This window comes from Janthinobacterium sp. GW823-FHT01H08 (genome assembly GCF_058797855.1).
In genome coordinates this window covers 2518329-2544285 of the sequence record NZ_CM179504.1, presented here as the reverse complement: position 1 = coordinate 2544285, position 25957 = coordinate 2518329, and the positions used below count along the sequence as shown (strand labels likewise).

Here is a 25957-nt window from a genome sequence, read left to right as displayed (position 1 = left end):
ACTTTCACAATAGCAATTATATCCACGGATGTCCATTCCAGCCTGCACTATTGGTTACGCAAGCTGACAGACAAAAACGGGCGCCTCATGCGGGGCGCCCGTTTTTGTCAGACTACACGGCTAGCGGCTTACTTCTTCGCCTTCTTGCCGCCCTTTTCCTTTTCCTTCTCCTTTTCCTTTTCAAATACGGCAAAGAACTCGGACGCCATGCTGCGGATGGCGCGGCCGATATTGGCGTAGTCGTATTCGTTCAGGTTGGCCAGCGAGACGCGGCCGGACGGATGCGTGGTACCGAAGCCGCGGCCCGGCAGCAGGATGACGCCCGTTTCCTCGGCCAGGCGGAACAGCGCTTCGTTCGGCTTGAGTTTTTTCAGCAGCCACTGCGAAAACTCCACGCCATGCATCTGCGCGGCCAAGGATTCCATGTCCAGCAGATGGTAGTAGCGCACCGAATTGGCGTCGTGCACCATCGGCAAGCCCAGTTCGCGGTACAGCGCTTCCTTGCGGCGCAGCACGATGCGTTTCATCGATTGCTTGTACTTTTGCTCTTCATCCATCAGCGAGAACAAGGAGAACAGGGTCATCTGCGCCTGCACGGGCGTGGACAGGCCGGCCGTGTGGTTCAGCGCCACCGTGCGGCTGTCGGCCACCAGGCGGTCGATGAATTTCAGCTGGCGCGGTTCCGTCGTGATGGAGTGATAGCGCGCATCGAGCTGCTTCTTGATGGTTTCAGGCAACTTCGCAATCTTGTCGTCGAGCACATTGTTTTCATGCGTGGCCACCACACCCATGCGCCAGCCCGTCGCGCCGAAGTATTTCGAGAACGAATATACGAGGATGGTGTTGAACGGGCAGATGGCGAACAGCGAGACGAAATTGTCGGCGAAGGTGCCGTACACGTCATCGGTCAAAATGATCAGGTCCGGGCGCTTCTTGATGATCTTGGCGATGTATTCCAGGGTCTCGTCGTCGATCTTGACGGATGGCGGATTGCTGGGGTTGACGAGGAAGAAAGCTTTCACTTTCGGGTCGAGCAGCTTGTCCAGTTCCTTCTTGGTGAATTGCCAGTTGTTTGATTGCGGCGCATCGATGTGCACGGTGTTCAGCTTGTAGTCGTTCAGCTGGGGAATCTCGATGTAGGGCGTGAAGATCGGCATGCCCAGGGCGATCGTGTCGCCTTCCTGGATGATGTGGTTCGATTTCAGGCTGGCGAACAGATAGGTCATGGCCGCCGTGCCGCCCTCGACCGCGTACATGTCGAAGTTGCCGACAAACGGATGGTCGCCGATCATTTCGCGGTGGATATACTGGCCGACGATTTTCTCGGACAGGCGCAGCATGCGGTCCGGCACGGGATAGTTGCAGCCGAGGATGGCTTCGCACATCTCATAGATGAAGTCGCCCGCACTCAGGCCCAGCTGGTCGCGCACGTACGACACGGCCGCCTCGATGAAATGCGCGCCCGGGTTGCCCTCATGTTTGCGCACGAAGATTTCAAAGCGCGCCTCGATGCCCTCGCGCGTGGGAAAGCCGCCCACGTCGTCCATGTACACATACGAGCGCTCCGCTTCCGTCATGGCGAACTGGCCGAACTGGAAGAAGCCGTGACGCGGCGTGGTCGCCAGGAAATTCGGGTTGCCGCGACCCGCATTGAGCATCAGGCGGTTGCTTTGCTTGGCCGTCTGGATCAGCGCATCCTTCAATTCGAAGGGGCTCAACAGGGCGAGTTTGCTTGGGTTACTGAAATCCATTTTTGCTACTCCTTATCAGACTGATAATTTTGAGGGTTCTTGCAAAGGTGCTTGCACATACATGCAGACTCAGACGAAGGCCACAATCAGCGGCCCCAGCAAGGTCAGGAAAACGTTGGCCAGGGCATATGTGATGGCAAACGGTACGGTGGGAATCGAGTTTTGTGCCGCGTTCAGCACTTCGCCGAACGCGGGATTGGCGCTGCGCGAGCCGGACAAGGCGCCCGCAAACACGGCAACGTTGTCATAGCGCAAGATGTAACGGCCGATCAGCATGGTCAGTATCATCGGCAGGATGGTCACCACGACGCCCACGCCGAACAGGGTCAGGCCGTGTTCGCGCACGGTTTGCACGGCTTGCAGGCCGGACGTGAGGCCGACGACGGCAACGAAGCCGGCCAGGCCCAGATCCTTGAGGATTTGCACGGCGCCGCTGGGCATGTAACCGAAGGTCTGGCGCTTGGCGCGGAACCAGCCGAACACGAGACCCGACAGCAGCACGCCGCCGCCGCTGCCCAGTGTCAGCGGAATCGAACCGATGCGCGCCACCAGCAAGCCCACCAGCAGGCCGACGACGAGGCCGGCGCCCATGTAGACGAAATCCGTCTTGGCGCTCGGCACGATCATGTAGCCCACTTCGGCCGCCACGCGCTTGACGTCCTGCTCAGCGCCATAGATGGTCACCACGTCGCCCGTCTGCACGACGGTTTCCGGCTGCATGGGCAGGATCTTGCCCATGCGGCTCAGCTGCACGACAAAGATGCCGTGACGCACGCCCGGCGCCGTCGCGCTGCGGATTTCACCCACCGTCTTGTTGTGGTAAGCCTTGTTGGTCAGCACCATGTCGCGGCGCTGCATCACCAGTTCCATGCCTTCGACGGCCAGCAATTCCTTGCCCAGCTGGGAAGACACGCTGAGCATCGCTTCGCGGCGGCCCACCAGCAGCACGATATCGTCGGCGGCCAGCACCAGGTCCGGGCTGACGTCGATGATCTGGCCATTGCGTTTCACGCGCTCGATGGTGATGGCCGTGTTCGGATGAGCGCTTTCAATCTCTTCCACGGTGCGGCCGGCACCGGGACCCACGTCGTAGATGCGGCCGATCAAGTCGGGCGCGGCCGGCGTCTGGCCAGGTCCCAGCACCTGCACGCCCGCCTGCAGCGCCGTTTCCGCCTTGATCGCATCTTCGCGGATGGTGCGACCCATGAGTTTAGGCAAGATATTGACGCAGACGATGATGGCGCCAAACGAGCCGAACACATAGGTGACGGCATAGCCGACAGCCACGTTGCCCTGCAGGCGCGCCACCTCGTCGGCCGCCAGGCCCAGCTTGGTGATCGCATCGCCCGCCGTGCCGATGATGGCCGACTGCGTCAAGCCGCCCGCCGCCACGCCCGCCGCCAGGCCCTTGTCCAGGCCGAACACCTTGGCCATGATGACCACCGTCAGCAGCGCCGTCACGGCCAGCACGACGGCCAGGATGATTTCGCGCACGGACTGGCGCCCCAGCGAATTGAAGAATTGCGGTCCGCTTTCATAACCGACCGCGTAAATGAACAGGGCAAATAGCACCGACTTGACACCGGGATCGATGGCCACGCCTACCTGGCTGACGAGGACCGCCACCAGCAGTGAACCGGCGACCCCGCCCAGCTGAAACGAGCCGAACTTGATCTTGCCGATGTAGTAGCCCACTGCCAGGGAGAGAAACAAGGCAATTTCGGGCGACTTCTTGAATAACTCATGCAACCATTCCATGCGGACCGCCTTTCGTGTTGAAGGAATTCTTTACTGCCTGTGCTCTTGCAAGCTGCTCATGCATGGACGGACCCGGCCAGGGCCACGATGAGCGGCCCCAGCAGAGGCAGCACCACGTTCGAGATGGCATAGGTAATCGTGTAGCCCAGCAAGGGCGTGGAATTGCCGGCCGCGTTCTGCACGGCCGACAAGGCTGGGGTGCTGCACTGCTGGCCGGCGATGGCGCCCAAGAGCACGGGCGCTTCCAGCTTGAGGAAAAAGTGGCCCACCAGCAACGACAGCGAGGCGGGGATGACGGCGATCAAGACGCCCATCAGCGGCAGCGACAAGCCGTACTGGCGCACCAGCTCGATTGCCTGCGGTCCCGACGCCAGGCCGACGCAGGCGATGAAGGTGGCCAGGCCGATATCCTTCATCATGTCGAGCGCGCTGGGGTGGATGCCCGGCATGCCAGGTTTTCGCGCCTGGTACCAGCCGAATACGAGGCCCGTCAGCAAGGCCCCGCCGCCCGTGCCCAGCGAAAACGGAATGCCGCCCAGCCTGGCGGTAAAGCCGCCGATATACACACCGAGCACGATGCCGATGCTGGCGTAGACGATATTGCTGCGGTCGCCCGTGGGCACGCGCTTGCCGATGGCGGCCAGCGCCGTGTTCAGTTCGCGTCCTTCCGTCGTGCCGTACAGGCGCAGCACGTCGTCGCGCTGCAGGGCAAGGTCGGGCAAGGGCGGCATGCTGTGCTCGCCGCGGATGACGGCCGCCACATGCACGCCGGTGGGCAAGGCCAGCTGGCGCAAGGGCTGGCCGACCAGCGCGGCTTGCTGCAGCACCACTTCGACGGCGGAGACGGCCATGTTCAAGCCCGTCGTGTCGGCAAATTCCTCGCCCAGGATGGCTTCGGCCGCCACCAGCGCGGGACGGTGGCCGATCACCAGCACTTCGTCGTTATTGCGCAGGCGCAGTGCCGGCTCCAACGGTAATACCTTGCCGTGCCGGCGCACGCGCGTGATGCTGGCGCGGCCCGCAAAAATATGCTGCAAGGCATCAAGGCGGCGTCCCGCGCCCCGGCTGATGCGGTAAGCGCGGCCGACCATTTCCGGCGTCGCCTGCAAATCGTCGGCGCCCGCCTGCGCGCCGCCCATTTTTTCCCATAATTTGTCCGCTTCCTCGCGCAGATTGACGCGCAACAACAGCGGAAAAATCTGGCTGGTGACGATGACGATGGCGATCAGGCCAAAGATATATGTGATGGAATACGCGGTGACCACATTGGCTTGCAGCTCGGCGATGCGGGCCGCCGGCAGCGCCAGCTTCGAGATCGCGTCCGTGGCCGTGCCGACGACGGCCGATTCCGTCGCCGCGCCCGCCATCATGCCGGCTGCCGTGCCCTGGTCCAGGCCCAGGAAACGCGTGGCCAGCAGCACCAGCGCCAGCACCACCACCACTTCGATCAGGCAAAGTATGCCCAGGCGCAAACCCTTGGCATTGAGGTTGGCAAAGAACTGGGGACCGCCCGCGTAGCCGAGGGCAAAGATAAACAGCATGAAGAAAACGTTTTTCACGCTGGCGTCCAGGGTAATGCCAAGCTGGCCGATCAGCAGCGCGGCGATCAGGGTGCCGCACACGCCGCCGAGCTGGATCGGGCCGAAGCGTATCTGCCCTACCGCGTAGCCCAGCGCCAGCGCCAGGAACAGGGCCAATTCCGGCACCTGGTGCAATACCGACGCGATCGAATCGAGCATGGGCAAACCTTCGAAAAGATAACGGATGGTTACAAGGGAGCACAGCGTTCGGTGGCTGGCGGCGGCTTGCCGTTGAACGGGCGCACGGGTCCGCACGACAGCCGCCATGGCGGCTATCGCTGGGAAAGTATTGCAAAGTGTTGCAAAGTAGAATGATGTTCGGCGAAAATTTTATAAGTGTCAACAGGTGTTCTGTTGAACTCGCTTTGCGTTTCCTCAAACATCCTGCGCACGATTGAAGCAGTCGTTTGACATAGCTCAACTAAACCATTAGTAATGATTTGGACGATACCAAAGTGCCTTGCGCGCCAGCGGCGTCTCCTCCGGCAGGTCCGGATTGACGAGCTCCAGTACGTAACGCCGGGACAGATTCAGGCCCTGCGCGAGACGGCCGAAATGGCGCTGGAACAGCTGCGCAAAGCTGCCATCGGCCAGCATGGTTTCCAGTCCCAGTTCAATGTGGCGCGCCAGTTCCGGCCGGTGCTTGCCGACAAAAAAGTACAGTGCGGCCGGGTAACGGATGACCAGATGGGTGTCTAGCGCCAGCGGCAATTGCGCGTGGCTGGCCAGCTCGCTTTGGGCCTCGATCACGGAGCGGGGAAAGTAGTCGATGCGCCCCGCCGCGAGCTGCTGGAACAGGCCTTCGTAGGTGCTCGAGGTATCGAGGCGCAAGCCGTTCGCCTGCAGGATGGCGCAGTCGGGCCAGTCGCGCATCTGGCCGGCAGACAGCCGCGCCAGGGCGGCGACGCTGCGCACGCCGCGCAGCAGCTGCGTCTGGCGGGCATGGATCAGGGCCACGCGCCAGCCGATCAGGCCGCGGTCGATCGGTATGCGCACCGGCAGCAATTGCGTTTCGCGCGCCCGGCTCGTCATGGCCCAGACGACATCGACGCTGCCCGACGCCATGGCGATTTCCTGCATGGCGCGCGTCTGCACCATGCGCAGTGCGGAGCGGCGCAAGGCATAGGCATGGCCCGACCGCGACAGCGCCATTTGCAGCAAGGCCGTCACATAACCTTGCTGCGGATCATCGAGCGCCTGGTGGCGCGGATACACGAGCTGCAGCGGCGGCGACGTGCCGGCGGCGGCAGCGCCCAACGGCCACAGGGCGGCAAGCTTGAGCAGGGGGCGGCGCTGCATGGCCCCTCCTTTCCAGCGCTTTCATCAGCGTTCTTATCAGAATGACAGTATCGCGCAGCAGGGCACGCTTGTCGACTGGATTATGGAAACTGTGTACAAAACAACAGCAATTCAGGCGGAAGTGGAGCGGTGCAAATTAATCCAGATCAATAAAACCGTAAATAGAAAATAAATCTTGCGTGCTGCTCTGGACGGCATGCGCGCCCCTCGCCTACGCTGTTTTTTTATCTGAAAAACAAGAGGACCACATGCAGACAGCGCGCTTGAATATTATTGGAATGGATCACGAAGGCTGCGCCGACAGATTGACGGGCGCACTTGAGGCCGTCACAGGCGTGGCCACCGTCTGCGTCTCGCTGGCGCGCCACGGCGCCACGGTGCAATTCGACGAACGCCTGGCCACGCAGGAACGTTTGCTGACCGCCGTCAACGACGCCGGCTTCATGGGCGAGGCGTCCGATGAAGAACAATTGCCATCGTGCAGCGGCGCCTGCGGCCACTGCCGCCACTGAGCGCCCGCCTCCCCTTTTCCGCTCAGCCTCCCCGCGCGCCCCGGTCGCGCAAATGCGCCAGCACGCGACGCGGTCCCAGCGACTGCAGGTCGAACGGCGGCAATTCGATGGCATCGAGCGTATTCTTGAACAGCAAGCCCAGCTCCGTATCGCCTTCCAGGCTCAAACGGCGGCTGAAGAACAAGGTGTCCGGATCTTCCTGGCGCCGGGCCAGCAGCATCAAGTCATGCACGCTGGCGGCGATGCACAGGTCCGGCACGTCGACATAGCGTTCGGCCACGAACACCGTGCCCTGCCACTCAAAATCGAAGGCGATACCGGCGTCCAGCAAGCGCAAGCGCAGGCTGCGCCCCTCCAGGCTGCAGCGCACGTCGTCGGGCAATTGCGGCGCCAGCAGGCGGTTCAAGCCTTGCACGAACAGCCAGGAGGCGGGATACGGCGGCAGCTTGGACAGCAATTCGGCCAGCGGTTCGGGCAGCCGGTACGACACGGCGGGCTTGCTCATGGCAGGCTTGGCCGGGACCGGGACCGGCAATCTTTCCAGTTGATCTTGCATGTTCTTCCTTTCGATGCGTTCAATGGGCGGCGTGCTGTTCCATGCCGGGCTGGCCGTGCCAATAGCCGTCGCAGGCGCCGGCCGGCTGGCAGGCCGCCAGCTGGGCCTGGGCGCCGATGCCGCTGACCTGCCCCCGGCGGGCGCGGTCGAAGATGGCGATCACCTGTTCCGTATGCATGGCTTGCGGACTGATGCGCGCCACCGACACGCCCATGTCGCGCATGGCGTCGAGTTCGCGCACCAGGTTGTAGACGAGCGCCGACTGCGTCTGCGTGCCATTGAGTACGAGGAAGGGCACTTCGTCGCGCGTGCGCAGCAGCAGGCCGTCCGGCTCTTCCAGGCAGCTGTAGCCGCAGTCGTCCTTCGGCAGGTTGCGGTTGCGCGCCGTGAAGCAGCGCGCGGAAAACGCCAGCGGCATGCGTCCGTAGGCAAACACTTCCGTCTCCAGCCCTTCCGGTTTCTGGCGCTGCATCTCGGCCAGCGCCGTCTGTCCCATTTCCAGCGGCATCACCCAGCGCCGCGCACCGAGGCGCGCCATCAGTTGCAGGCTGGGGCCATTGAACAGGTTCAAATGGGGGCCGGCGACGAAGGATGCGCCCTTTTCCATGCAATGCACGGCGCCCATGTCGTTGGCCTCGACGCCGTAGCGCCCATTGCCCGTGATGCGGCGCAGGGTGGCCAGTTCGGCGCCCGCCTCGATCAGCGCCTGCGTCGACAGCACCACTTCCTTGCCGGCGGCGGCCAGCATGTCGGCGATATCGAGCCAGTCGGCCAGGCGCAGCTCATGCCGGCGCGAGCAGACGGTTTCGCCCAGGTACACGATATCGACGGCGGTGCCGGCGATCTGCTGGTAAAACTCGAAGACGGTGGCGCGCGGCCAGTAGTACAGCAAGGGACCCAAAGAGAGTTTTAGCATGCCTTTTCCAATATTTTTTTAAGTGACAAAACCGTAGCGAGCGGCTCGCGGCGGGGCCGAGAAGCGCAGCAGGTTTTGCTATTTCCAGGAGCGGTGATAGGCGCCAAGCGTGTGCTGCTGGCCTTCAGCCAGCTTGTCCATGGCCGCCATCCAGCCCGGCTTGACGGCGTAGCGCGCATTGCCTTCGCGGCAGGCGTCGATCGCCTCGCGCCACACGCGCGTCACCTGCGCCACATACGCAGGGCTGCGCTGGCGCCCTTCGATCTTCACGGCGCGCACGCCCATGGCGATCAGCTGCGGCAGCAGCGCCAGCGTGTTCAGGCTGGCCGGCTCCTCGATGGCGTAATACTCTTCGTCGTTGACTTCGAAACGCCCCTTGCACAGGGTCGGATAGCTGGCGTTTTCGCCCGGTGCGTAGCGGTCGATCAGCACGCCGTTCAGGCGCGATTCGAGGCCGTTCGGCGTTTCCAGCCAGCGCACGGATTTCGCCGGCGAGCACACGCCGTGCGTGTTCGGCGCCTCGCCCGTCGCATACGACGACAGCGCGCAGCGCCCTTCGACCATCACGCACAGGCTGCCGAAGCCGAAGACCTCGATCTCGACGTCCGTCTTGCTGATCAGTTGCTCGACCTGCGCCATCGACAGCACGCGCGGCAGCACGGCGCGGGCGATGCCGAAGTGTTCCTGGTAAAAATTGATCGCTTCGTAGTTGGTGGCCGAGCCTTGCACGGACAGGTGCAGGCGCAGCTGCGGGTGATGCTCGCTTGCATACGCCATCAAGCCCGGATCGGCGACGATCATGGCGTCGATGCCGGCTTGCGCGGCGCGGTCGATGGCGCTGCGCCACACGGCCCAGTTGTGCGGCTGCGGATAGGTATTCAGCGCCAGCAGCACCTTGCGTCCATATTGGTGGGCGTAGCGCACGCCCTCGGCGATGGCCTTTTCGTCGAAATTGAGGCCGGCGAAATTGCGTGCATTGGTGGCGTCGCGAAAACCCAGGTACACGGTGTCGGCGCCATTGTCGACGGCCGCTTTCAAGGCGGGCAGGCTGCCGGCGGGGCAGACCAGTTCCAGCGGTCCGGCCACGCGGGTGGCGGTGGTTGATTCAAGCATCATGGTGTTCACAGTCCTGTATCGGCTCAGGGTGCAGACTATAGCCCCGCCCATACCGCCCAGTCCTTGACACAGGTGAAGGAATGCATGCATGGCTGGCGCGCGTTCAACTTGCTTGACCTGGCTGTAAAATGCCCCACTTTTTCCCTATCCGATTGCCCGCCATGACCCGCAAACCGCTGCTGATTTTCCTGCTCACCCTGTTCCTCACCGCGCTGCAGGTGCAGTGGGCCGGCCCGCCCGATGGCTATGACGCAGGGACCATCTCCGTGCTGTCGCCGGAAGTGCTGGGCGCGTATCCGGGCGTGCTGCTGCTGTTCCTGCTGGCCGTGTTCGCGCGCCGCAAGATGCCGCTGCTGCGTCAGGCCGCCATCTGCACGGGCCTGCTGGCCGTCTACTGGCTGCTGGCGAACTACGTCACCTTCGACGCGCGCGTGGCCAGCTGGAGCACCTACACGCCGCTGGAAATCTGGACGCACGTGCTGCCCGCCTCCGTCGCCAGCGTGGCCGCCTGCGGCGCCGCGTTCTTTTGCGCGAGCTGGCTGATCCTGCGCGAAACGCGCTGGAACAAAAGCGGCTGACGTGGATTTTTCACCTGCATCAAGGATTCGTCACGCAACTGCACGCGCCCTTTGACGCCACTATATTTAGTGATTAATCTCCATAAAAACACCGCATGTTGTGTTTATTGGAGGTTTCATGACGACAAATGCAGTTTCCCCCACACGCGGCCAGGTCGATGTCGCCGCGTCCATCAATGAATATCTGGACCGGCGCGACTGGCGTGTCAACGCCAACGCCAACCAGGGTTACTCGCTGGGCGGCCTGATACTCAATGTATCGGGCAAGGTCATCGCCAACTACTGGCTGGACCAGGTGTATCCGCCGGAAGTGGGCGCGGCGCACCGCGAAGCGGCCCTGCACATCCACGACCTCGACATCCTGGCCGGTTATTGCGCCGGCTGGTCGCTGCGCACCCTGCTGCACGAAGGCTTGAACGGCGTGCCGGGCAAGATCGAATCGGGCCCGCCCAAGCACATGTCGAGCGCCATCGGCCAGATCGTCAACTTCCTCGGCACCCTGCAAAACGAGTGGGCCGGCGCGCAGGCGTTCAGCTCCTTCGATACCTATATGGCGCCCTACATCCGCAAGGACAGCCTGCGCTACGAAGACGTGCGCCAGTACATGCAGGAGCTGATCTTCAACCTCAACGTGCCATCGCGCTGGGGCACGCAGACGCCGTTCACCAACCTCACCTTCGACTGGGTCTGCCCGGACGACCTGCGCGAGCAGATTCCCGTCATCGCCGGCCGGGAAATGGACTTCAGCTATGGCGAGCTGCAGGCGGAGATGGACATGATCAACCGCGCCTACATCGAGATCATGATGGCGGGCGACGCCAAGGGCAGGGTCTTCACCTTCCCCATCCCCACCTATAACATCACCGAGGATTTCGACTGGCATAGCGAAAACGCGGAACGCCTGTTCGAAATGACGGCCCGCTACGGCCTGCCCTACTTCCAGAACTTCATCAATTCGGAACTCAAGCCGAACATGATCCGCTCCATGTGCTGCCGCTTGCAGCTGGACTTGCGCGAACTGCTGAAAAGGGGCAATGGCCTGTTCGGTTCCGCCGAGCAGACGGGCTCCCTGGGCGTGGTGACGATCAACTGCGCGCGCCTGGGCCACCTGTGGCGCGGCGACGAAGCGGCCTTGATGGCGGACCTGGACCGCCTGCTGGAACTGGGCAAGACCAGCCTGGAAATCAAGCGCCGCACCATCGAGGAACTGATGCAGCAGGGCCTGTTCCCGTACACGAAGCGCTACCTGGGTACCCTGCGCAACCACTTTTCTACCCTGGGCGTGAACGGCATCAACGAGATGATCCGCAATTTCAGCGGCGACGCCTGGGACATCACGTCCGCCGAGGGCCATGCGCTGGCGATCCGCCTGCTCGACCACGTGCGCGCCCGCATGGTGGCCTTCCAGGAAGAGACGGGCCATATGTACAACCTGGAAGCGACGCCGGCCGAAGGCACGACGTACCGCTTCGCCCGCGAAGACCGCAAGCGCTATCCCGCCATCCTGCAGGCCGGCACCGTCGACAATCCGTATTACACGAACTCGTCGCAACTGCCCGTCGGCCACACGGACGACCCGTTCGAGGCGCTCGAATTGCAGGACGCGCTGCAGCGCAAATACACGGGCGGCACGGTGCTGCATTTGTACATGACGGAAGCGCTGTCGGACGCGAACGCCTGCCGCGAGCTGGTCAAACGCGCCCTGAGCCGCTTCTCGCTGCCCTACATCACCGTCACGCCCACGTTTTCCATCTGCCCGCGCCACGGCTACCTGGCCGGCAAACATGAATTTTGCCCCACCTGCGACGCGGAGCTGATCGCCCGCAAGCAGGCCCACATTGCTCCATCACTTGAGGAAACGCCATGAACGCACGTCCCGACTTCACTCCCGCCATCACCCTGCTCGACAGCGAACGCCAGCGCTGCGAAATCTGGACGCGCGTGATGGGCTATCACCGCCCCGTCGCCTCGTTCAACATCGGCAAGCAGGGCGAATTCCACGAGCGCCAGTATTTTACGGAAGCGAGCGCCCGGGTTGGCCAGCCGGCCTGCCATGGCTGAGTTGAAAGTGGGCGGCCTGACGCCCTTTTCCGCCACCGACTACCCGGGCAAGCTGGCTGCCGTGGTGTTCGTGCAGGGCTGCCCCTGGCGTTGCGGCTATTGCCACAATCCGCACTTGCAGGCGCGCACGCCCGAAGGCGCCATGCCGTGGCAGGACGTACTGACCTGGCTGCGGCGCCGCGTGGGCCTCGTCGACGCCGTCGTCTTCAGCGGCGGCGAGGCATGCATGGACCCGGCGCTGGCGCGCGCCATGCTGGACGTCAGGGCGCTGGGTTTCGGCATCGGCCTGCACACGGCCTGCATCTATCCGCAGCGCCTGCAGGAAGTGCTGCCCCTGGTCGACTGGGTCGGCTTCGACATCAAGGCGCCGTTTGCCGACTATCGTCATGTGACCCGCGTGGCCGGCAGCGGCGACCCGGCGCGCGCCTGCCTGGACGCCATCCTCGCCAGCGGCGTCGCCTACGAATGCCGCACCACCACCCATCCGGACTTGCTGCCGGACGAACAGCTGCTGGCCCTGGCCGCCACCCTGGCCGCCAACGGCGTCGACAACTACGTGCTGCAGCAGTTCCGCGCCGAAGGCTGCGCGGACGCGGCGCTGTCCGGCCGCCCCCTGCACGGCTATCCGGCGGCGGCTACTGTGGCGCAAATCGGCGCCATGTTTCCCCGTTTTACATTCCGTAATCATGGCAGTTGATCGTGCAGCCACATAATTATTGAAAGTCCCGCAAAATTCCCCGTTCTGCAACGCTGAAATGTCTTGTGTGCTGTAATGTATCAACTGTGCCGCGCACCATGCGCAGCCCGTCAGATTCCTCACACCGCATTACAGATAAGCGTCATCCATGAACGATTTCACCGCAGTCAGCCCAGACATCCCTTCCACCCACGCCGACATCCTGTACGGCCCGCCGCGACCGGATCTGCTGCGCGAGGAAGTGCTGGCCGACCTGCTGGAAGCGACGGCGCGCCGCTGTCCCGAACAAATCGCCCTGATCGATGGCGCGCGCAGCATCACGTATGCCGAACTCGATGCGCAGGCGGGCCTGGCGGCTTCGCGCCTGGTGGCGGCCGGCGTCAAGCCCGGCGACATCGTGGGCCTGTGGCTGCCGCGCGGCGCCCCTCTGCTGCTGATGCAGGCGGCCATCGCCAAGGCGGGCGCCGCCTGGCTGCCCGTCGATGAAGACACGCCCGTCGAGCGCCTGCAAGTGTGCCTCGACGACGCCAATGGCGCTGGCGTCGTCAGCTGCGCGCAGTTCGCGCCGCGCCTGGAGCAGGCTGGCGTCCAGCGTCCCGTGTGGACCGCGGAAAGCCTGCTGGCCCCCGCCGCGCCGGGCGAACTGCTGCCCGCGCGCGGCACAGTCTTGCCCGAACACCCGGCATACGTGATCTACACGTCCGGCTCCACGGGCAAGCCCAAGGGCATATTGATCAATCAGCGCAGCATCTGCCACTTCCTGCGCAGCGAAAACGCCGTGCTGGAAGTGACGCAAAGCGACACCGTCTACCAGGGCTTTTCCGTTGCCTTCGACATGTCGTTCGAGGAAATCTGGATCGCCTACCTGGTGGGCGCCACCCTGTGGCTGGGTCCCAAGGAGATCTCGGGCGACCCGGAAGCCTTGCCGCGCGCGCTGGCCGCCAACCACGTCACCGTTCTCCATGCCGTGCCGACCCTGCTGGCCCTGTTCGCCGAGGAAGTACCGAGCCTGCGCCTGATCAACCTGGGCGGCGAGATGTGCCCCGAGTCCCTGGTCGAGCGCTGGTCGCGCCCGGGCCGCGCCATGTTCAACACCTACGGCCCCACGGAAGCGACCGTCTCGTGCAGCCTGGCGCGGCTGCGCCCCGGCGAACCCGTCACCATCGGCACGCCGCTGCCCAACTACGGCTTGCTGGTGCTGCAGGTGGCCGAGCCGGGTGAAAACCGCCCATTGACATTGCTGGCGCGCGGCGAAACGGGGGAACTGTGCATCATCGGCCCCGGCCTGGCCGAGGGCTACCTGGGCCGGCCCGATCTGACGGTGGAAAAATTCCTGCCCAACCCGTGGGCGACCAGCGACGATGACGCGCGCCTGTACCGCACGGGCGACCTGGCCCGCATCGATGCGGACGGCCAGGTGCTGTGCCTGGGCCGCGCCGATGACCAGGTGAAGATACGCGGCTTCCGCGTGGAACTGGGCGAGATCGAAGCCGTGCTGGCGCAGCAGCCGGGCGTGGGCACGGTGGCCGTCCTGCTGCGCAAGGATGACGGCATTGACCAGCTGGTGGCCTACATCGTCGGCAGCGACGAGGCGCCCGGCGACGCCCTGGCGGCGAAAACCCTGCGCGCGGCCCTGAACCTGCACCTGCCGCCCTACATGGTGCCGGGCCGCTTTGAATTGCTGCCGCTGATGCCGCGCCTGACCTCGGGAAAAATCGACAGAAAAGCCTTGAAAGCCATGCCCCTGTCTGCCCCGCCGGCCGGCGAGGCGGGGATCTCGGACGTGCCGGAAACGCCGGCCGAAGCGGCCCTGTTCGCGGCCCTGGCCAAGCTGTTCCCCGGTCAGGCCATCTTGCGCCAGCTGGACTTCTTCAGCGACCTCGGCGGCCACTCCTTCCTGGCCGCCCGCCTGGCGTCCGCCCTGCGCGCCGATCCGGCCTACGCCCACATGACGGTACGCGACATTTATCAGAACCGGCAGATCGGCAAGATCGCCGCCGTGCTGAACGAAGCGCCCGCGCTGGCCACGCCGGAAGCGGATTGGACGCCGCCGTCGGCCTGGAAGCGCTGGATCTGCGGCGCGGCGCAGGCGGCGGCCGTGCCGGGCCTCGTCACCCTGCGCATGGCGCAGTGGATGGCGCCGTTCTTCACCTACCACTTCTTCACGGGCGACACGGGCGACACCGTGCCGCGCGCCATCGCCGCCTCGATCGGCGTGTTCTTGCTGGCGACCCTGGCCGAATTTGCCATTGCGATTGCCGGCAAGTGGCTGATCGCCGGGCGTCTGAAACCGGGCAGCTATCCGCTGTGGGGCGTCACCTATTACCGCTGGTGGCTGGCCGACCGCCTGGTCGAATCGGCGCCCGCCTACCTGCTCAGCGGCTCATCCCTGAACAGCTGGTGGCTGCGCGCGCTGGGCGCGAAAGTGGGCAAGGAAGTGGTCATCGGCTCGATGACCCTGCGCGCGCCCGACCTGCTGTCCATCGGCGACAACGTCAGCGTGGGCAATGCCGTCAACTTTGAAAACGCCCGCGTGGAACGGGGCCGTTTGCTGCTGGGGCAGATCAGCATCGGCGACGATGCCTGCATCAGCTCTTACGCTATCCTGGAAGGCAATACGCAAGTAGGCGCCTTCGGTCACCTCGAGGGCCAGTCGGCACTGGCCGACGGCGCTTCGGTGCCGGCCGGGCGCGTCTGGACGGGATCGCCCGCGCGCGAAATCGGCCCCTATGACCGGGCCAGCCAGCCGCCGCGCCCCGCCGTCTCGCGCCTGCGCCTGACGGGCGAAACCGTGTTCTTCTGCTTCGGCATGGTCCTCATCGCCGTGCTGTTCTTCATGCCCGTCTTCCCCAGCTTCGTGCTGATCGACTGGTTCGACGAGCGCGAAATGATGCCGTGGCTGCAGGGGCGCGACGTGACGACCCAGCTGGCCCGCTACTTCCTGCTGGCCTTCCCCGCCAGCGCCGTGCTGATCGTGCTCACGGCCCTGCTGTCGGCCGCCATCCGCTGGGGCGCGCTGCCGCGCCTGAAACCGGGCAGCTCGCCCGTGCACAGCAATATCTATTGCGCCAAGTGGCTGGTCAGCCATATCCAGGAATCGAGCTTGAACGTCCTGCACGGCATCTACGCCACCGTGTACGCGCCGTACTGGTACCGCCTGCTGGGCGCCAAGGTGGGCAAGGGCGCGGAGATTTCCACGGCGCTGGGCGTCGTGCCCGACATGCTGACACTGGGCGACGACACCTTCATCGCCGACGCCGTCATGCTGGGCGACGAGCAGATCGACGGCGGCTGGATGACCATGCGCCCCACCGTCGTCTCGCACCGCAGCTTTGTCGGCAACGGCAGCTATATCCCGGACGGCACCGTGCTGCCCGAGCACGTGCTGATCGGCGTGCACACGCACGCGCCGCGCAATGAGCAGATGCACAGCGGCGACACCTGGCTGGGTTCCCCGCCCATGCATTTGCCCGCGCGCGAACAGGTCAGCGGCTTTGCCGAGCACCTGACGTTCAAGCCGTCGCTGCTGCGCCGCCTGGGCCGCAGCCTGATCGAAGCGTTCCGCATCGTCGCGCCGCACGCCGTGGTGATCGCCGTCGGCTATACGCTGGTGCTGGACGTGATGCCCATCGCGGGCGCCGGGCGCTGGGGCGAAGTGGTGAGCGACCTGGCAATTGCCGGCATCGCCTATGGCATCGGCAATTTTTTGGTGGTCGTGCTGTTCAAGTGGCTGCTGCTGGGACGCTACCGCAAGCACGCGGCGCCCATGTGGACGCCTTTCGTGTGGATTTCGGAAGGCGTGACCAACCTGTATGAAGGCATCGCCGTGCCCAACTTCATGCGCTACCTGCGCGGCACGCCGTGGCTGCCGCTGGCTTTCCGCCTGTTCGGCTGCAAGATCGGCCGCGGCGTCTACATGGACACGACGGACATTACGGAGTTCGACTGCGTGCACATCGGCGACTACAGCGAATTGAATGCGCTCACCTGCCCGCAAACGCATCTGTTCGAAGACCGCGTGATGAAGATCGACCACGTGGAAATCGGCCAGCGCGTCTACATGGGGCCGCGCAGCTCCGTGCTGTACAGCGCCAAGGTGGGCGACAATGCGCGCCTGGGACCGTTGACCCTGGTGATGAAGGGCGAGCACATCCCCGCCGGCAGCAACTGGGCGGGCTGCCCGGCCGCGCCTTTGCGTAGCTGATTGCAGCTGATGGATTTTACGGTGCTCTTGTCAAGAGACGGCGTGCTGGTGATCGGCATTGTGCCGCCGCCATCCCGCATCGAAGCACGCGCGCACCTGCGCCAGGCCGTGCGGGAAGCGGCGGCGCAGTGGCAAAACCTGGGCATCGAGGCGATTTCCGTGGAGTCGACGCCGGGCACCCCTCCCCGCTTGCTGCTGGCTGGCCGCCCGGCGGGCCTGTCGTTCAGCCATGACGAGAGACTGTCGCTGGCTGCCATCGGCCTGCACGGTCCCGTTGGCATCGACGTGATGCGGGTGCAGGACATTGCCGACTGGTTCCATCTGGCACGCGACTATCTGGGGCCGCAAGTGGCGCAGGAACTGGCCGCCGGCCCCGATGCGCAACGCCCGCGGCGCCTGGCGCAGGCGTGGACGGCGCGCGAGGCGGCGCTCAAGTGCGCGGGCAAGCAGTTGGCGGAGTGGGATGGGGCCGCACCGGCCTGCCGCCTGAAAACGCTGGCGTTGTCGGCACCGTATGTGGCGACGCTGGCATATTAGTCCTCCTTGCCCTCGGCCGCGCCGCCGATCTGGACGAAAATCAGTTTTACGATAATACTGACGAGCAGTCCCAGCACCCCGATCAATTCCAGCATGGTCTTTCCTTTGCAGTGACAGCGGACCAATGCACTGTAGCCTGAACGCCGGGGCCAGGCCAATATCAAATCAGGCAGTCTCCGATCTCGAAAAGGCATACGATTGATTTCCATCAGACAGTTCCGCTACTTTGTCGAAGTCGTCGATGCGGGCAGCTACTCGCGCGCGGCGGAAAAGCTGTATATCGCGCAGTCGGCCCTGAGCCGGCAAATCAAGGAGCTCGAGGGCGAGGTGCAAGCCCTGCTGCTCACGCGCGACGCGCGCCATATCGAGCTGACGCCCGCGGGACAGCTGTTTTATGAACGCGCCAGGCGCATCCTCGACGACATCGAGGAAACCGTGCGCCAGACGCGCCACGTGGGACAAGGCGCGCAAGGCATCATCCGCCTGCTGCATTCGAGTTCCGTCACCCTCACGCCCGCCATCGGCGCCGTGCTGAACCGGCTGCTGGCGCAATTCCCCGGCGTTTCGCTCGACGTGTCGAAAGGCTCGTCGGAAAACCAGGCGTTTGATATCGAAGAAGGCCGCGCCGACCTGGGCCTCGTGCGCCTGCCCACCCTGCGCAAGCACGCCAACATCGTCGTGCGCGAACTGTTTGCGGAAAAACTGGTGGTGGCCGTGTCGGCGATGTCGCCGCTGGCCGCGCTGGAGCGCACGACGATCGCCGCCCTGCGCGACGAAGCGTTCGTCTCGATCCCGCACAAGGACCGGGGGGGCCTCAGCTACCTGGTGGCGGGCCTGTGCCTGGCGCAGGGATTCTTCCCGAAGGCGGCGCGCGCCCTGTCGCGCAAGACGTCGCAGCTGAACCTGATCGAGGCCAATATGGGCATCGCCATCGTCCCCGACAGCATGCGCCTGGTGGCGCCGCCCGGCGTGCGTTTTATCGCCCTGCCGGACGAGGAATCGCACTCCGTCGTGGGCCTGATCTCGCCGCGCGCAGCCAGCGGCATGGTGGCCGCGTTTACGGAAGCGTTCGTGCGCGAGATGAACGCGTCGGCAACGGCGGCTTAGCCTTCCGCATACAGCGCCGCATCCACGTCGCGCACGGCCGCCATCAGCAAGGCCAGCTTCATGACATCGAGCTGGCCGTCCGTGCGCACGCGCGAGCACAGGTCGATGCCGTAGGGGCGTACCTGGCGCAGCGCCTCCATCACATTGTTCGCATCGAGGCCGCCGGCCATGAAGACGGGACGGGGGCTGGCGCGCACGAAGCGCGCGCTGACGGACCAGTCATGCGTGCGGCCCGTGCCGCCCAGCTCCGGCACAGCCGCGCCGGGGCGTCCCGAATCGAGCAAAAAAGCGTGGACATGGGGCGCGTAGGCGGGGATCAGCGCCAACGCCTCCGGTCCCTCCACGTGGATCACCTGCACGCGCCGCACGTGCGGCAGCAAGCGCGCCAGCTGCGCCACTTCGCCGGGGTCGATATGGCCGACGATCTGCACGGTGGACGGCTGCGTGGCGCGCACGTGTTCGGCGATGGCTGCCGCCGTCGTCTCGGACGTCAGCAGGAAGGTGGCCACGGGCGGCGGCGTCCAGGCGGCGATCTGCGCGATGCGCGCGTCGGGAATCGGGCCGGGGCCGGACGGCATGGCGGCCACCAGGCCCAGCGCGTCGGCGCCGGCGGCAATGGCCAGTTGCGCTTCGTCGATGGAAGCGATGCAGCAGATCTTGATGCGGGTTCTCATGGCCTTGCGTACTCCGTCGGGATGATCAACATTACAACACAGGGCGGCGCGCGCGCCAAGACACGCGGTCAAGGCCGTGCACGATTGTGTGCCAGAATGGGGACCTGCCCACATCCAGAGGAATCCATGGCCGACTACAAAAACCCCAGCTACGTGGCGCGCTCCATGCACCCGCGTTTCGATGAACTGACCTCGCCCGGCGAAGCCGTGCCGTATTCGGGCATCTACCGCTGCGACGGCTGCGCGCACGAGATCGTCTCGACGGAAGGCCACGTCATGCCGCCGCAAAACCACCACCAGCACAGCAGCGAGCAAGGCGCCATCCGCTGGCGCCTGATCGTCAGCCCGCGCTGATTGACATGCGCCAGGCGGCGGACGATACTTGATTGATCCCGGATCGCCATTGGAACGTCACTGGAACACCAGCATGCGCATCGTCGATTTTGAAGTCCGCAAGGAGTGCCCGCCGCAGCTGTGCGACTGCGAGCGCGAGCGCCTGCTCGACGATCCGCAGGCGGACCTGTCCATCCTGCGCCTGAACCTGACGGAAGAAAAGCGCCTGCTGGCGCACATCGAGGGCATCGCCACGTATGCACAGCTGCAGAAGCTGCAGCGGCTGTTGAAGAGCAACCTGGGCGTGGAATTGCAGATCGTGCCGGGCAGCGGCGAAGTGCGCACCGTGCGCGGCTTCCAGATCCGCCTGCAGGAGCGGCCCGGCCTGTGCCGCAAGACGCGCGCCGCCATTCCCGCCGCCGTGCGCCGCTGTCTGGCAGCGCATCCCGAGATCGCGTTTGCGATATTGAATGAAAACGATTTGCTCGGTGGGGTGTGAGCCGAGTAGATACTGTTATCCCCGTCAAGCGGCGTGCAAGGCCGGATCAAATATTTTTCCCGACCTGAGCACGCCGAATGCCACGTGCACCAGCTTGCGCATCATGGCGCCGATGATCAGCTTGGGCGCTTTGCCGGCGTCACGCAGACGCTGACCGAAGCGCTTGCCCCAAGGCGTCTTATGCACTGCCACCATGGCCGGCATGTACAGTGCCTTGCGCAGGAAACTGTGGCCGACCTTCGACATGCGTGGCTTGCCACGCACGCTGGAACCTGACTCGTGCTGGCGCGGATCGAGGCCCGCAAACGCCACCGCCTGCTTGGCGCTGTCGAAGCGCTCAGGATTGGCGTAGTAGGACAGCAGCACGGGAATCGTGCGCTCGCCCAGGCCAGGGATGCTATCGAGCAATTCGCGCTTGCCGCGTAAATCCGGGTCGTCATCGATATGACGGCGGATCGCCAGGATCAGCGCCTTGATCTCGGCGTCGAGCCAGGCAATATGATCCTCGATACCCTGGCGTACCGCCGCGCGCGCCACTTCAAGCCGGTTGCTTTCCTGCTGGCGCATCGCTTGCAAGGCATCGAGGCGCAGCACCAGCGCGCGCAGCGATTGCTCGGCCGGCGATGGCGCCTGCCAGGGCTCTGGCTGGCGTTCATGGGCGAAGTCGGCGATCAGCTGTGCGTCGACCTTGTCGGTCTTGGTGCGCACCAGGCGTGAAGCGCTGAAGGCCTTGATCTGGGCTGGATTGATGACACTGACCACCATGCCAAGTCCAGCGAGATATTCGGCAACCCCTTCCCAATACGTGCCCGTCGCTTCCATGCACACCCTGGGGCTGCCGGCAGCATGCTTCAGCAGCCATGCGTGGAGCGCGGTGAATCCTTGACGGTTGTTCTCGACAACCTTGTTACGATGCTTGCCGTTGGGCAGGCGCAGCGCGCAGTCGAGCTTGGCCTTGGCAACGTCGATTCCTAAATTAAACATGCTGTGGTCCTCTTGCGATCTACCTTGCAAATGCGGGCTAACCGGCATGCCGGTGCCAAAGATACTGTCCGATCTTGACATGGAGGATGGGTAACTGGTGCGAGATCTACGGAGCTGGCTCGGGGCCTAAGGGCGGATACGGCATCCAGTTACCCGGTCTTGATATGCCTACCAAGATTTTGACAGCGGTCGATACCGTTCGCAATACCACGAACGGCATGAGGGGAATAATACAAGGTCGGATTAGCGGGCACCGCGTAATCCGACATCATTGTAGGCGTATGGGCGAATGTCGGATTACGCTCCGCTAATCCGACCTACGCCGTCACGCTGGCACGGATGGCAATGACCTTGCCCTTCGCTTCGCGCGCCCGCAACTGCCCGCAGCCCCCCTCCACGTCCTGACCGGCCGAATCGCGCAATTTGGTCAGCACGCCGCGCGCGTGCAGGGCGGCGGCGATGGCGCGCGCCTTGTCCCAGCTGGGACGCCTGAACGGCAAGTCATCGATGGTGTTATACGGGATCATGTTGAGCACCGCGTACTTGCCCTGCAAGAGCGCGACGATGCCGTCCATCTCGTCGTCGCCATCGTTGACGCCTTCCATCAGCGTCCACTGATACTGCACCGGATAGCCGGTCAGGCGCGCATACGCTTCGCCGAAGTCCACCAGCTCGCGCGGTGTGAGCCTGGGTGCGCGCGGCAGCAGCTGTTCGCGCAGCGCCGGCTTCGTCGTGTGCAGCGACAGGGCCAGCGCCGGCTTGACCCGCCCCTGCGGCAGGCGTTCGAAGGCGCGCGGGTCGCCTACGGTGGAGAACACGAGGTTCTTATGGCCGATATTGCCCTCCGTGCCCAGCAGCTCGATCGCTTCCATCACATTGTTCAGGTTATGCGCCGGTTCGCCCATGCCCATGAAGACGACTTTTTTCACCGGGCGCAAGGTGCGCGCCAGCACCACCTGGGCGACGATCTCGCCGCTGGTCACTTGCCGGATCAAGCCGTCACGGCCCGTCATGCAGAACTGGCAGCCGACGGCGCAGCCCACCTGGCTCGACACGCACAGGCCGTCGCGCGGCAGCAGCACGCTTTCCACCGTCTGGCCGTCGTGCAGCCCCACCAGCAGGCGCGCGGAACCGTCGGCACCCGGATGGGTGCTGAGCAGTTTCAGCATGCCCTGCAGTTCGAGGTCGAGCGCAGGCAAGGCGTCGCGCACGGGCAGCGGCAAAAAGTCTTCGGCGCGGCGCCGGCCCTGGTCGTGCGGCTGGCCCTGTATCCAGTCGCGCAGCACGCGCTGTTCGTGCAGGGGCTTGGCGCCCAAGGCGCGCAGGCGCTGGCGGAGATGGTCGATTTGCATGGGGTCTGAAATAAAAAACGGCGCGCCGGCAACAATGCGAGGCGCGCCGCGAATGGCAAGGAAAAGTCTTACACTTTCTTGACGAATTCCGTCTTCAAGCTCATGGAACCGAAGCCGTCGATCTTGCAGTCGATGTCGTGGTCGCTGTCGACCAAACGGATGTTCTTGACCTTCGTGCCCATCTTGACGACACCGCCGCCGCCCTTCAATTTCAAGTCCTTGATGACGCTGACCGTGTCGCCGTCCTGCAGGATATTGCCGGCCGAATCGCGGTACACACGGGCGCCCTCTTCCACGGCTTCGCCAGCCGTGGCCGACCATTCATGCGCGCACTCAGGGCAGATCAACTGGCTGCCGTCTTCGTACGTGAATTCGGATTGGCATTGCGGGCATGGTGGTAATGTGCTCATTTTCTTCTCTGTCTGGTGAACAGCGCGTGCTGTAAAAGCCGACATTATACGGCCTACGCCCCGCATCAACGGGCTTTTTTCCCCATCATTATCAAGGCCGGCGAATAATCTCGATGGTGCTGTGGACGATTTCCTCGTGGATGCCGATGCGCGCGCGCAGTTCGGCGGCCGTCAATGCGGCGTCGCGGCTGACGACGGACAAGGCGCACGAATACAGCTGCTTGCCGACTCGCCACACGTGCAGGTCGACGATGCGCGGCGTGTCGCCGGCGCTTTCCACTTCCACCGCTTCGCGGATTTCATCCACCACGGGGTGGTCCATCTCGCGGTCCAGCAAGACCTTGCCCGTGTCCAGCATCAGCTTTTTCGCCCACAGCGCCACCAGCACGGCGCCCGCGATACCCATCACGGGATCGAGCCACTGCCAGCCGTAAGCCCACGCGCCGGCCAGCGCCACGATGGCCAGCACGGACGTGGCGGCGTCGGCCAGCACGTGGATGTAGGCGGCCTTCATGTTCAGGTCTTCGCCATGGCCATGGTGGTCGTGGTGCCCATGATGGTCATGGTGATCGTGGCCATCATGGTGGTCATGGTCGTGGTGCCCGCCGAGGATCAGCGCGCACACGAGGTTGACCGCCAGGCCGAAGGCCGCCACCGCCATCGCCTGCGGATAGTGGATGGGCTGCGGCGAGAACAGGCGCTCGACGGAAGCGGCCACCATCAGCACAGCCACGCCCAGCAGCAGGATGGCGCTCGTATAGCCGGCCAGCACCTCGATCTTCCACGTGCCGAAGGCAAAGCGGGGGTCGCGCGCATAGCGGCGCGCCGCCGCATACGCAAATGCGGCCAGGCCGATGGCCAGCGCGTGCGAACTCATATGCCATCCATCGGCCAGCAGGGCCATGGAGTTGTACCACCAGCCGGCGACGATTTCCAGCACCATGGTGGCCAAGGTGATCCACATGACGATGCGCGCGCGGCGCTCGGCCTTGTCGCTGGCGGCGCCGAAGACGTGTTCGTGCTGCCAGGCGGAGAGGTCTTCATTGAGGGATTGCGTTTTCATGACGTTCTCCTTATTTGAGGTAGGTGCGCAGGATGCCCGCGATGTCGTCGGCGCCTCTGGCCCGCTCTTCGCCGGAGATATCGGGACTGGCCACGTGCTCGCGCAAATGCTCTTCGATGACTTCGGCCATCAGGCCATTGACGGCGCCGCGCACGGCGGCGATCAGCTGCAGCACTTCGCCGCAGTCGCGGCCCTCTTCCAGTCCCCGCTCCAGGCCTTCCACCTGGCCACGGATGCGCTTGACGCGATTGAGCAGCCTGGTCTTGTTGTGTGCCGTGTGGCCCATAATTCACTCCGATAAATACTATAGGGGGGTATACTATCAGAGAACGCCACGGCTACGTCAACAAGGCATACCCGCCTCAGGGAACGGGTGCGATCTTCTGCAGCTTGCTGGCCAGCGAAGCGTCGGACAATTCGCCCAGGTGGGTGTCGGCCAGCCGCCCCTGCGCGTCATAAAACAGGGTGGTGGGCAGGGCCGAGGAACCGGCCGCCTTGCCCAGCGCCGCCTCGTCGTCGAGCACCACATTGCGCAGGGTCGCGCCGCTCCTGTCCAGGAAAGCGATGGCGGCGGTCGCATCCTCGCGCTGGTTCGCGTACACGAAGACGATATCGGCGCGCGCCTGCTGTGCGGCGGCCAGCACGGGCATCTCGCGCCGGCATGGCGGGCACCAGCTGGCCCACAAGTTGACCACCATGGGCTTGCCACCGGCCAGCGCCGCCAGGCTGGTGGAGGTGCCGTCGAGCGCATGCAGGGCCACGGCCGGCAAGGCCGCCGGCTTGTCGTACGCCAGCCCCAGCCCTGCGCTCGACACGCCCCAGGCCAGCGCACCGCAGGCCACGCTGATGGCCAGCGGCCGGCGCATGAGCGCCATGGCGGGACGCCGGCAGCGCCACGCGGCGATGGCCAGCGCGGCCGCGATGCCAGCCGGCGCCAGGAAGCCGCCGTCGCGGATATTGAGGATGGACGCGGGCGCGGCCAGATACTGTTCGTGCCAGCGCAGCACGAACGCCACGCGCGCCCCCAGCAGGCCGGCGATCAGCATGTCGGAAACGAGGGGGCCGGCGTCCGGCAGCCGGCGGTGCTTCCGCAGCCACCACGCCGCGCCGTAGGCGACGCACAGGGAAACGAACAACAGGACCAGGCCCGTGGGCAGGGCCAGGGGACCGATTTGCAGGGACAGCATGGGCGCTCGCTATGACATCGAATGGGTGGCCATTCTGCCCCATGCGGATTAAGCAGGCGTTAATCCGGCATCAAAAATCGGCCAGCGCTTCCTTGCGCACGAAATGCATGGCTTGCGGCTGGTCCACCAGCACGCACTGCTTGCCCGTGCGCTTGCAATGGTCATGCACGCGCCAGTAGGCATCGTGGCTGACGCAGCCCGTCTGGCAAATCACCAGGTCGGCCGCCACCAGACCGGCTTCCAGCGCCGCCGCGTCGTCGGCGCCGTCATCGCCGCCAGCGTGATGCAGGAAGCGCCCGCCGGCCTGCTCGATGGCCAGCTGCGCCACGTTGGCGCCAGCCGCGTGCTGTCCCGGCGCCAGACTTGAATAAGTGCCCACATACAGCACGGCTTTTTCGCGCACGTCGGCCTGCAAGGATGGCGCCGGCAGCCACTGCAGGCGCAGCAGCTCGCGCATCAGGTCCTGCACGCGCTCGCTGAGCCACTCGACCCGGCGGGCCAGCCGGGCTCGCGTCGGCAAGCCCGGCACGCTGGCCGCCAGTTCGGCCAGTTCATCGCGCGCCAGCGCCAGCCTGGAATCGCGGATCACCACCTGCGCCCGCGCGCGCATCAATTCCGACTCCAGCTGCGTGATGCGGGCCGCCTGCGCCGCCAGCTGCGCACTGCAACGCGCCTGCGCCCGCCCATATTCGCCCATCAGTACGCGATGCTCGTGCGCGATCGCGTCCTCGTTGCCATACACACTGCCCATCATGCCCTCCTTCACCACCCGTGGCGCTATGG

Annotated in this window: 25 protein-coding genes; 10 read left to right on the top strand and 15 right to left on the bottom strand. The window is 64.7% G+C overall.

Annotated elements, in window-relative coordinates; translation table 11 throughout:
• Positions 1–128 precede the first annotated feature (128 nt).
• The 4 genes from AC3RCG_RS11405 to AC3RCG_RS11390 form a co-directional block, all read right to left on the bottom strand.
• On the bottom strand, positions 129–1751 hold the full coding sequence (locus AC3RCG_RS11405) for a bifunctional aspartate transaminase/aspartate 4-decarboxylase (protein ID WP_492403999.1): 1623 nt from the start codon (positions 1749–1751) through the stop codon (positions 129–131).
• Positions 1752–1820: 69 nt separating this feature from the next.
• The gene (aspT, locus tag AC3RCG_RS11400; RefSeq protein WP_070289786.1) at positions 1821–3509 is read right to left on the bottom strand and encodes an aspartate-alanine antiporter; all 1689 of its coding nucleotides are present in this window, start codon (positions 3507–3509) and stop codon (positions 1821–1823) included.
• 56 nt (positions 3510–3565) lie between these two features.
• Positions 3566–5248, bottom strand: a complete 1683-nt coding sequence (aspT, locus tag AC3RCG_RS11395) for an aspartate-alanine antiporter (RefSeq protein ID WP_492404001.1) — start codon at positions 5246–5248, stop codon at positions 3566–3568.
• A gap of 270 nt (positions 5249–5518) precedes the next feature.
• Positions 5519–6388: a substrate-binding periplasmic protein gene (locus tag AC3RCG_RS11390; protein WP_070218295.1), complete on the bottom strand. Its 870-nt coding sequence runs from the start codon at positions 6386–6388 to the stop codon at positions 5519–5521.
• 248 nt (positions 6389–6636) lie between these two features.
• On the opposite strand from AC3RCG_RS11390, the gene AC3RCG_RS11385 reads away from it, so the two are divergent.
• Entirely contained in the window at positions 6637–6900 is a 264-nt protein-coding gene (locus AC3RCG_RS11385; protein ID WP_070218296.1) for a heavy-metal-associated domain-containing protein, read from the top strand.
• Positions 6901–6922: 22 nt separating this feature from the next.
• On the opposite strand, the gene ubiT is transcribed toward AC3RCG_RS11385, so the two are convergent.
• The 3 genes from ubiT to ubiU form a co-directional block, all read right to left on the bottom strand.
• Positions 6923–7405 carry a ubiquinone anaerobic biosynthesis accessory factor UbiT gene (ubiT, locus tag AC3RCG_RS11380; protein WP_070218324.1) on the bottom strand — a complete coding sequence of 161 codons (483 nt, stop codon included), beginning with the start codon at positions 7403–7405 and terminating at the stop codon, positions 6923–6925.
• Between the two features lie 70 nt (positions 7406–7475).
• Positions 7476–8372, bottom strand: a complete 897-nt coding sequence (gene ubiV, locus AC3RCG_RS11375) for a ubiquinone anaerobic biosynthesis protein UbiV (RefSeq protein ID WP_070218297.1) — start codon at positions 8370–8372, stop codon at positions 7476–7478.
• Positions 8373–8450: 78 nt separating this feature from the next.
• Positions 8451–9488, bottom strand: coding sequence for a ubiquinone anaerobic biosynthesis protein UbiU (gene ubiU, locus AC3RCG_RS11370; protein ID WP_492404005.1), 1038 nt, complete (start codon positions 9486–9488; stop codon positions 8451–8453).
• A gap of 161 nt (positions 9489–9649) precedes the next feature.
• Here ubiU and AC3RCG_RS11365 point away from each other — a divergent pair, with 161 nt between their 5' ends.
• The 7 genes from AC3RCG_RS11365 (at position 9650) to AC3RCG_RS11335 (ending at position 18672) form a co-directional block, all read left to right on the top strand.
• Positions 9650–10066, top strand: a complete 417-nt coding sequence (locus AC3RCG_RS11365; protein ID WP_070289792.1) for a hypothetical protein — start codon at positions 9650–9652, stop codon at positions 10064–10066.
• A 118-nt stretch (positions 10067–10184) separates the two neighbouring features.
• The gene (locus AC3RCG_RS11360) at positions 10185–11933 is read left to right on the top strand and encodes a ribonucleoside triphosphate reductase (protein ID WP_409026700.1); all 1749 of its coding nucleotides are present in this window, start codon (positions 10185–10187) and stop codon (positions 11931–11933) included.
• A complete protein-coding gene (gene nrdD, locus AC3RCG_RS11355; RefSeq protein ID WP_070218300.1) occupies positions 11930–12127 on the top strand; it encodes an anaerobic ribonucleoside-triphosphate reductase in 198 nt (65 codons plus the stop codon). Before AC3RCG_RS11360 ends, nrdD begins: the two co-directional genes overlap by 4 nt.
• Positions 12120–12824, top strand: coding sequence for an anaerobic ribonucleoside-triphosphate reductase activating protein (locus AC3RCG_RS11350; protein ID WP_099408750.1), 705 nt, complete (start codon positions 12120–12122; stop codon positions 12822–12824). Before nrdD ends, AC3RCG_RS11350 begins: the two co-directional genes overlap by 8 nt.
• Before the next feature lie 148 nt (positions 12825–12972).
• Positions 12973–17028: a Pls/PosA family non-ribosomal peptide synthetase gene (locus tag AC3RCG_RS11345; RefSeq protein WP_492404008.1), complete on the top strand. Its 4056-nt coding sequence runs from the start codon at positions 12973–12975 to the stop codon at positions 17026–17028.
• 21 nt (positions 17029–17049) lie between these two features.
• Positions 17050–17565 carry a 4'-phosphopantetheinyl transferase family protein gene (locus tag AC3RCG_RS11340; protein ID WP_492404010.1) on the top strand — a complete coding sequence of 172 codons (516 nt, stop codon included), beginning with the start codon at positions 17050–17052 and terminating at the stop codon, positions 17563–17565.
• A gap of 198 nt (positions 17566–17763) precedes the next feature.
• Positions 17764–18672: a LysR family transcriptional regulator gene (locus tag AC3RCG_RS11335; RefSeq protein ID WP_492404012.1), complete on the top strand. Its 909-nt coding sequence runs from the start codon at positions 17764–17766 to the stop codon at positions 18670–18672.
• Here AC3RCG_RS11335 and AC3RCG_RS11330 read toward each other — a convergent pair.
• Positions 18669–19346, bottom strand: a complete 678-nt coding sequence (locus tag AC3RCG_RS11330) for a phosphoribosylanthranilate isomerase (protein WP_492404014.1) — start codon at positions 19344–19346, stop codon at positions 18669–18671. The two genes, AC3RCG_RS11335 and AC3RCG_RS11330, sit on opposite strands and share 4 nt — an antisense overlap.
• A 126-nt stretch (positions 19347–19472) precedes the next feature.
• Here AC3RCG_RS11330 and AC3RCG_RS11325 point away from each other — a divergent pair, with 126 nt between their 5' ends.
• Both AC3RCG_RS11325 and AC3RCG_RS11320 read left to right on the top strand, forming a co-directional pair.
• Positions 19473–19700, top strand: a complete 228-nt coding sequence (locus tag AC3RCG_RS11325; RefSeq protein WP_070218305.1) for a hypothetical protein — start codon at positions 19473–19475, stop codon at positions 19698–19700.
• A gap of 73 nt (positions 19701–19773) precedes the next feature.
• Positions 19774–20178 carry a hypothetical protein gene (locus tag AC3RCG_RS11320; protein ID WP_492404032.1) on the top strand — a complete coding sequence of 135 codons (405 nt, stop codon included), beginning with the start codon at positions 19774–19776 and terminating at the stop codon, positions 20176–20178.
• Positions 20179–20202: 24 nt separating this feature from the next.
• Here AC3RCG_RS11320 and AC3RCG_RS11315 read toward each other — a convergent pair whose 3' ends face one another.
• The 7 genes from AC3RCG_RS11315 to AC3RCG_RS11285 all read right to left on the bottom strand — a co-directional run bounded on the left by AC3RCG_RS11315 (position 20203) and on the right by AC3RCG_RS11285 (position 25925).
• The gene (locus tag AC3RCG_RS11315; protein WP_083289991.1) at positions 20203–21162 is read right to left on the bottom strand and encodes an IS110 family RNA-guided transposase; all 960 of its coding nucleotides are present in this window, start codon (positions 21160–21162) and stop codon (positions 20203–20205) included.
• 317 nt (positions 21163–21479) lie between these two features.
• Positions 21480–22514 (bottom strand): RNA methyltransferase, encoded by a 1035-nt coding sequence (locus AC3RCG_RS11310; RefSeq protein WP_121669056.1) that lies wholly within the window; start codon positions 22512–22514, stop codon positions 21480–21482.
• A gap of 68 nt (positions 22515–22582) precedes the next feature.
• Positions 22583–22924, bottom strand: a complete 342-nt coding sequence (locus AC3RCG_RS11305; protein ID WP_070218308.1) for a zinc ribbon domain-containing protein YjdM — start codon at positions 22922–22924, stop codon at positions 22583–22585.
• Between the two features lie 91 nt (positions 22925–23015).
• Complete coding sequence (gene dmeF, locus AC3RCG_RS11300; RefSeq protein ID WP_492405650.1) at positions 23016–23987, bottom strand: CDF family Co(II)/Ni(II) efflux transporter DmeF; 972 nt, start codon at positions 23985–23987, stop codon at positions 23016–23018.
• A gap of 10 nt (positions 23988–23997) precedes the next feature.
• A complete protein-coding gene (locus AC3RCG_RS11295; protein WP_070311924.1) occupies positions 23998–24273 on the bottom strand; it encodes a metal/formaldehyde-sensitive transcriptional repressor in 276 nt (91 codons plus the stop codon).
• Between the two features lie 76 nt (positions 24274–24349).
• Entirely contained in the window at positions 24350–25174 is an 825-nt protein-coding gene (locus tag AC3RCG_RS11290; protein ID WP_492405648.1) for a TlpA family protein disulfide reductase, read from the bottom strand.
• 70 nt (positions 25175–25244) lie between these two features.
• The gene (locus tag AC3RCG_RS11285) at positions 25245–25925 is read right to left on the bottom strand and encodes a DUF2325 domain-containing protein (protein WP_492405653.1); all 681 of its coding nucleotides are present in this window, start codon (positions 25923–25925) and stop codon (positions 25245–25247) included.
• Positions 25926–25957: the final 32 nt, after the last annotated feature.

What these genes read in the sequence shown, in the direction of transcription:
- AC3RCG_RS11405 (WP_492403999.1), bottom strand. Translation starts at nt 1,751, where the DNA reads ATGGATTTCAGTAACCCAAGCAAACTCGCCCTGTTGAGCCCCTTCGAA.
- aspT (WP_070289786.1), bottom strand. Translation starts at nt 3,509, where the DNA reads ATGGAATGGTTGCATGAGTTATTCAAGAAGTCGCCCGAAATTGCCTTG.
- aspT (WP_492404001.1), bottom strand. Translation starts at nt 5,248, where the DNA reads ATGCTCGATTCGATCGCGTCGGTATTGCACCAGGTGCCGGAATTGGCC.
- AC3RCG_RS11390 (WP_070218295.1), bottom strand. Translation starts at nt 6,388, where the DNA reads ATGCAGCGCCGCCCCCTGCTCAAGCTTGCCGCCCTGTGGCCGTTGGGC.
- AC3RCG_RS11385 (WP_070218296.1), top strand. Translation starts at nt 6,637, where the DNA reads ATGCAGACAGCGCGCTTGAATATTATTGGAATGGATCACGAAGGCTGC.
- ubiT (WP_070218324.1), bottom strand. Translation starts at nt 7,405, where the DNA reads ATGAGCAAGCCCGCCGTGTCGTACCGGCTGCCCGAACCGCTGGCCGAA.
- ubiV (WP_070218297.1), bottom strand. Translation starts at nt 8,372, where the DNA reads ATGCTAAAACTCTCTTTGGGTCCCTTGCTGTACTACTGGCCGCGCGCC.
- ubiU (WP_492404005.1), bottom strand. Translation starts at nt 9,488, where the DNA reads ATGATGCTTGAATCAACCACCGCCACCCGCGTGGCCGGACCGCTGGAA.
- AC3RCG_RS11365 (WP_070289792.1), top strand. Translation starts at nt 9,650, where the DNA reads ATGACCCGCAAACCGCTGCTGATTTTCCTGCTCACCCTGTTCCTCACC.
- AC3RCG_RS11360 (WP_409026700.1), top strand. Translation starts at nt 10,185, where the DNA reads ATGACGACAAATGCAGTTTCCCCCACACGCGGCCAGGTCGATGTCGCC.
- nrdD (WP_070218300.1), top strand. Translation starts at nt 11,930, where the DNA reads ATGAACGCACGTCCCGACTTCACTCCCGCCATCACCCTGCTCGACAGC.
- AC3RCG_RS11350 (WP_099408750.1), top strand. Translation starts at nt 12,120, where the DNA reads ATGGCTGAGTTGAAAGTGGGCGGCCTGACGCCCTTTTCCGCCACCGAC.
- AC3RCG_RS11345 (WP_492404008.1), top strand. Translation starts at nt 12,973, where the DNA reads ATGAACGATTTCACCGCAGTCAGCCCAGACATCCCTTCCACCCACGCC.
- AC3RCG_RS11330 (WP_492404014.1), bottom strand. Translation starts at nt 19,346, where the DNA reads ATGAGAACCCGCATCAAGATCTGCTGCATCGCTTCCATCGACGAAGCG.
- AC3RCG_RS11325 (WP_070218305.1), top strand. Translation starts at nt 19,473, where the DNA reads ATGGCCGACTACAAAAACCCCAGCTACGTGGCGCGCTCCATGCACCCG.
- AC3RCG_RS11320 (WP_492404032.1), top strand. Translation starts at nt 19,774, where the DNA reads ATGCGCATCGTCGATTTTGAAGTCCGCAAGGAGTGCCCGCCGCAGCTG.
- AC3RCG_RS11315 (WP_083289991.1), bottom strand. Translation starts at nt 21,162, where the DNA reads ATGTTTAATTTAGGAATCGACGTTGCCAAGGCCAAGCTCGACTGCGCG.
- AC3RCG_RS11310 (WP_121669056.1), bottom strand. Translation starts at nt 22,514, where the DNA reads ATGCAAATCGACCATCTCCGCCAGCGCCTGCGCGCCTTGGGCGCCAAG.
- AC3RCG_RS11305 (WP_070218308.1), bottom strand. Translation starts at nt 22,924, where the DNA reads ATGAGCACATTACCACCATGCCCGCAATGCCAATCCGAATTCACGTAC.
- dmeF (WP_492405650.1), bottom strand. Translation starts at nt 23,987, where the DNA reads ATGAAAACGCAATCCCTCAATGAAGACCTCTCCGCCTGGCAGCACGAA.
- AC3RCG_RS11295 (WP_070311924.1), bottom strand. Translation starts at nt 24,273, where the DNA reads ATGGGCCACACGGCACACAACAAGACCAGGCTGCTCAATCGCGTCAAG.
- AC3RCG_RS11290 (WP_492405648.1), bottom strand. Translation starts at nt 25,174, where the DNA reads ATGCTGTCCCTGCAAATCGGTCCCCTGGCCCTGCCCACGGGCCTGGTC.
- AC3RCG_RS11285 (WP_492405653.1), bottom strand. Translation starts at nt 25,925, where the DNA reads ATGGGCAGTGTGTATGGCAACGAGGACGCGATCGCGCACGAGCATCGC.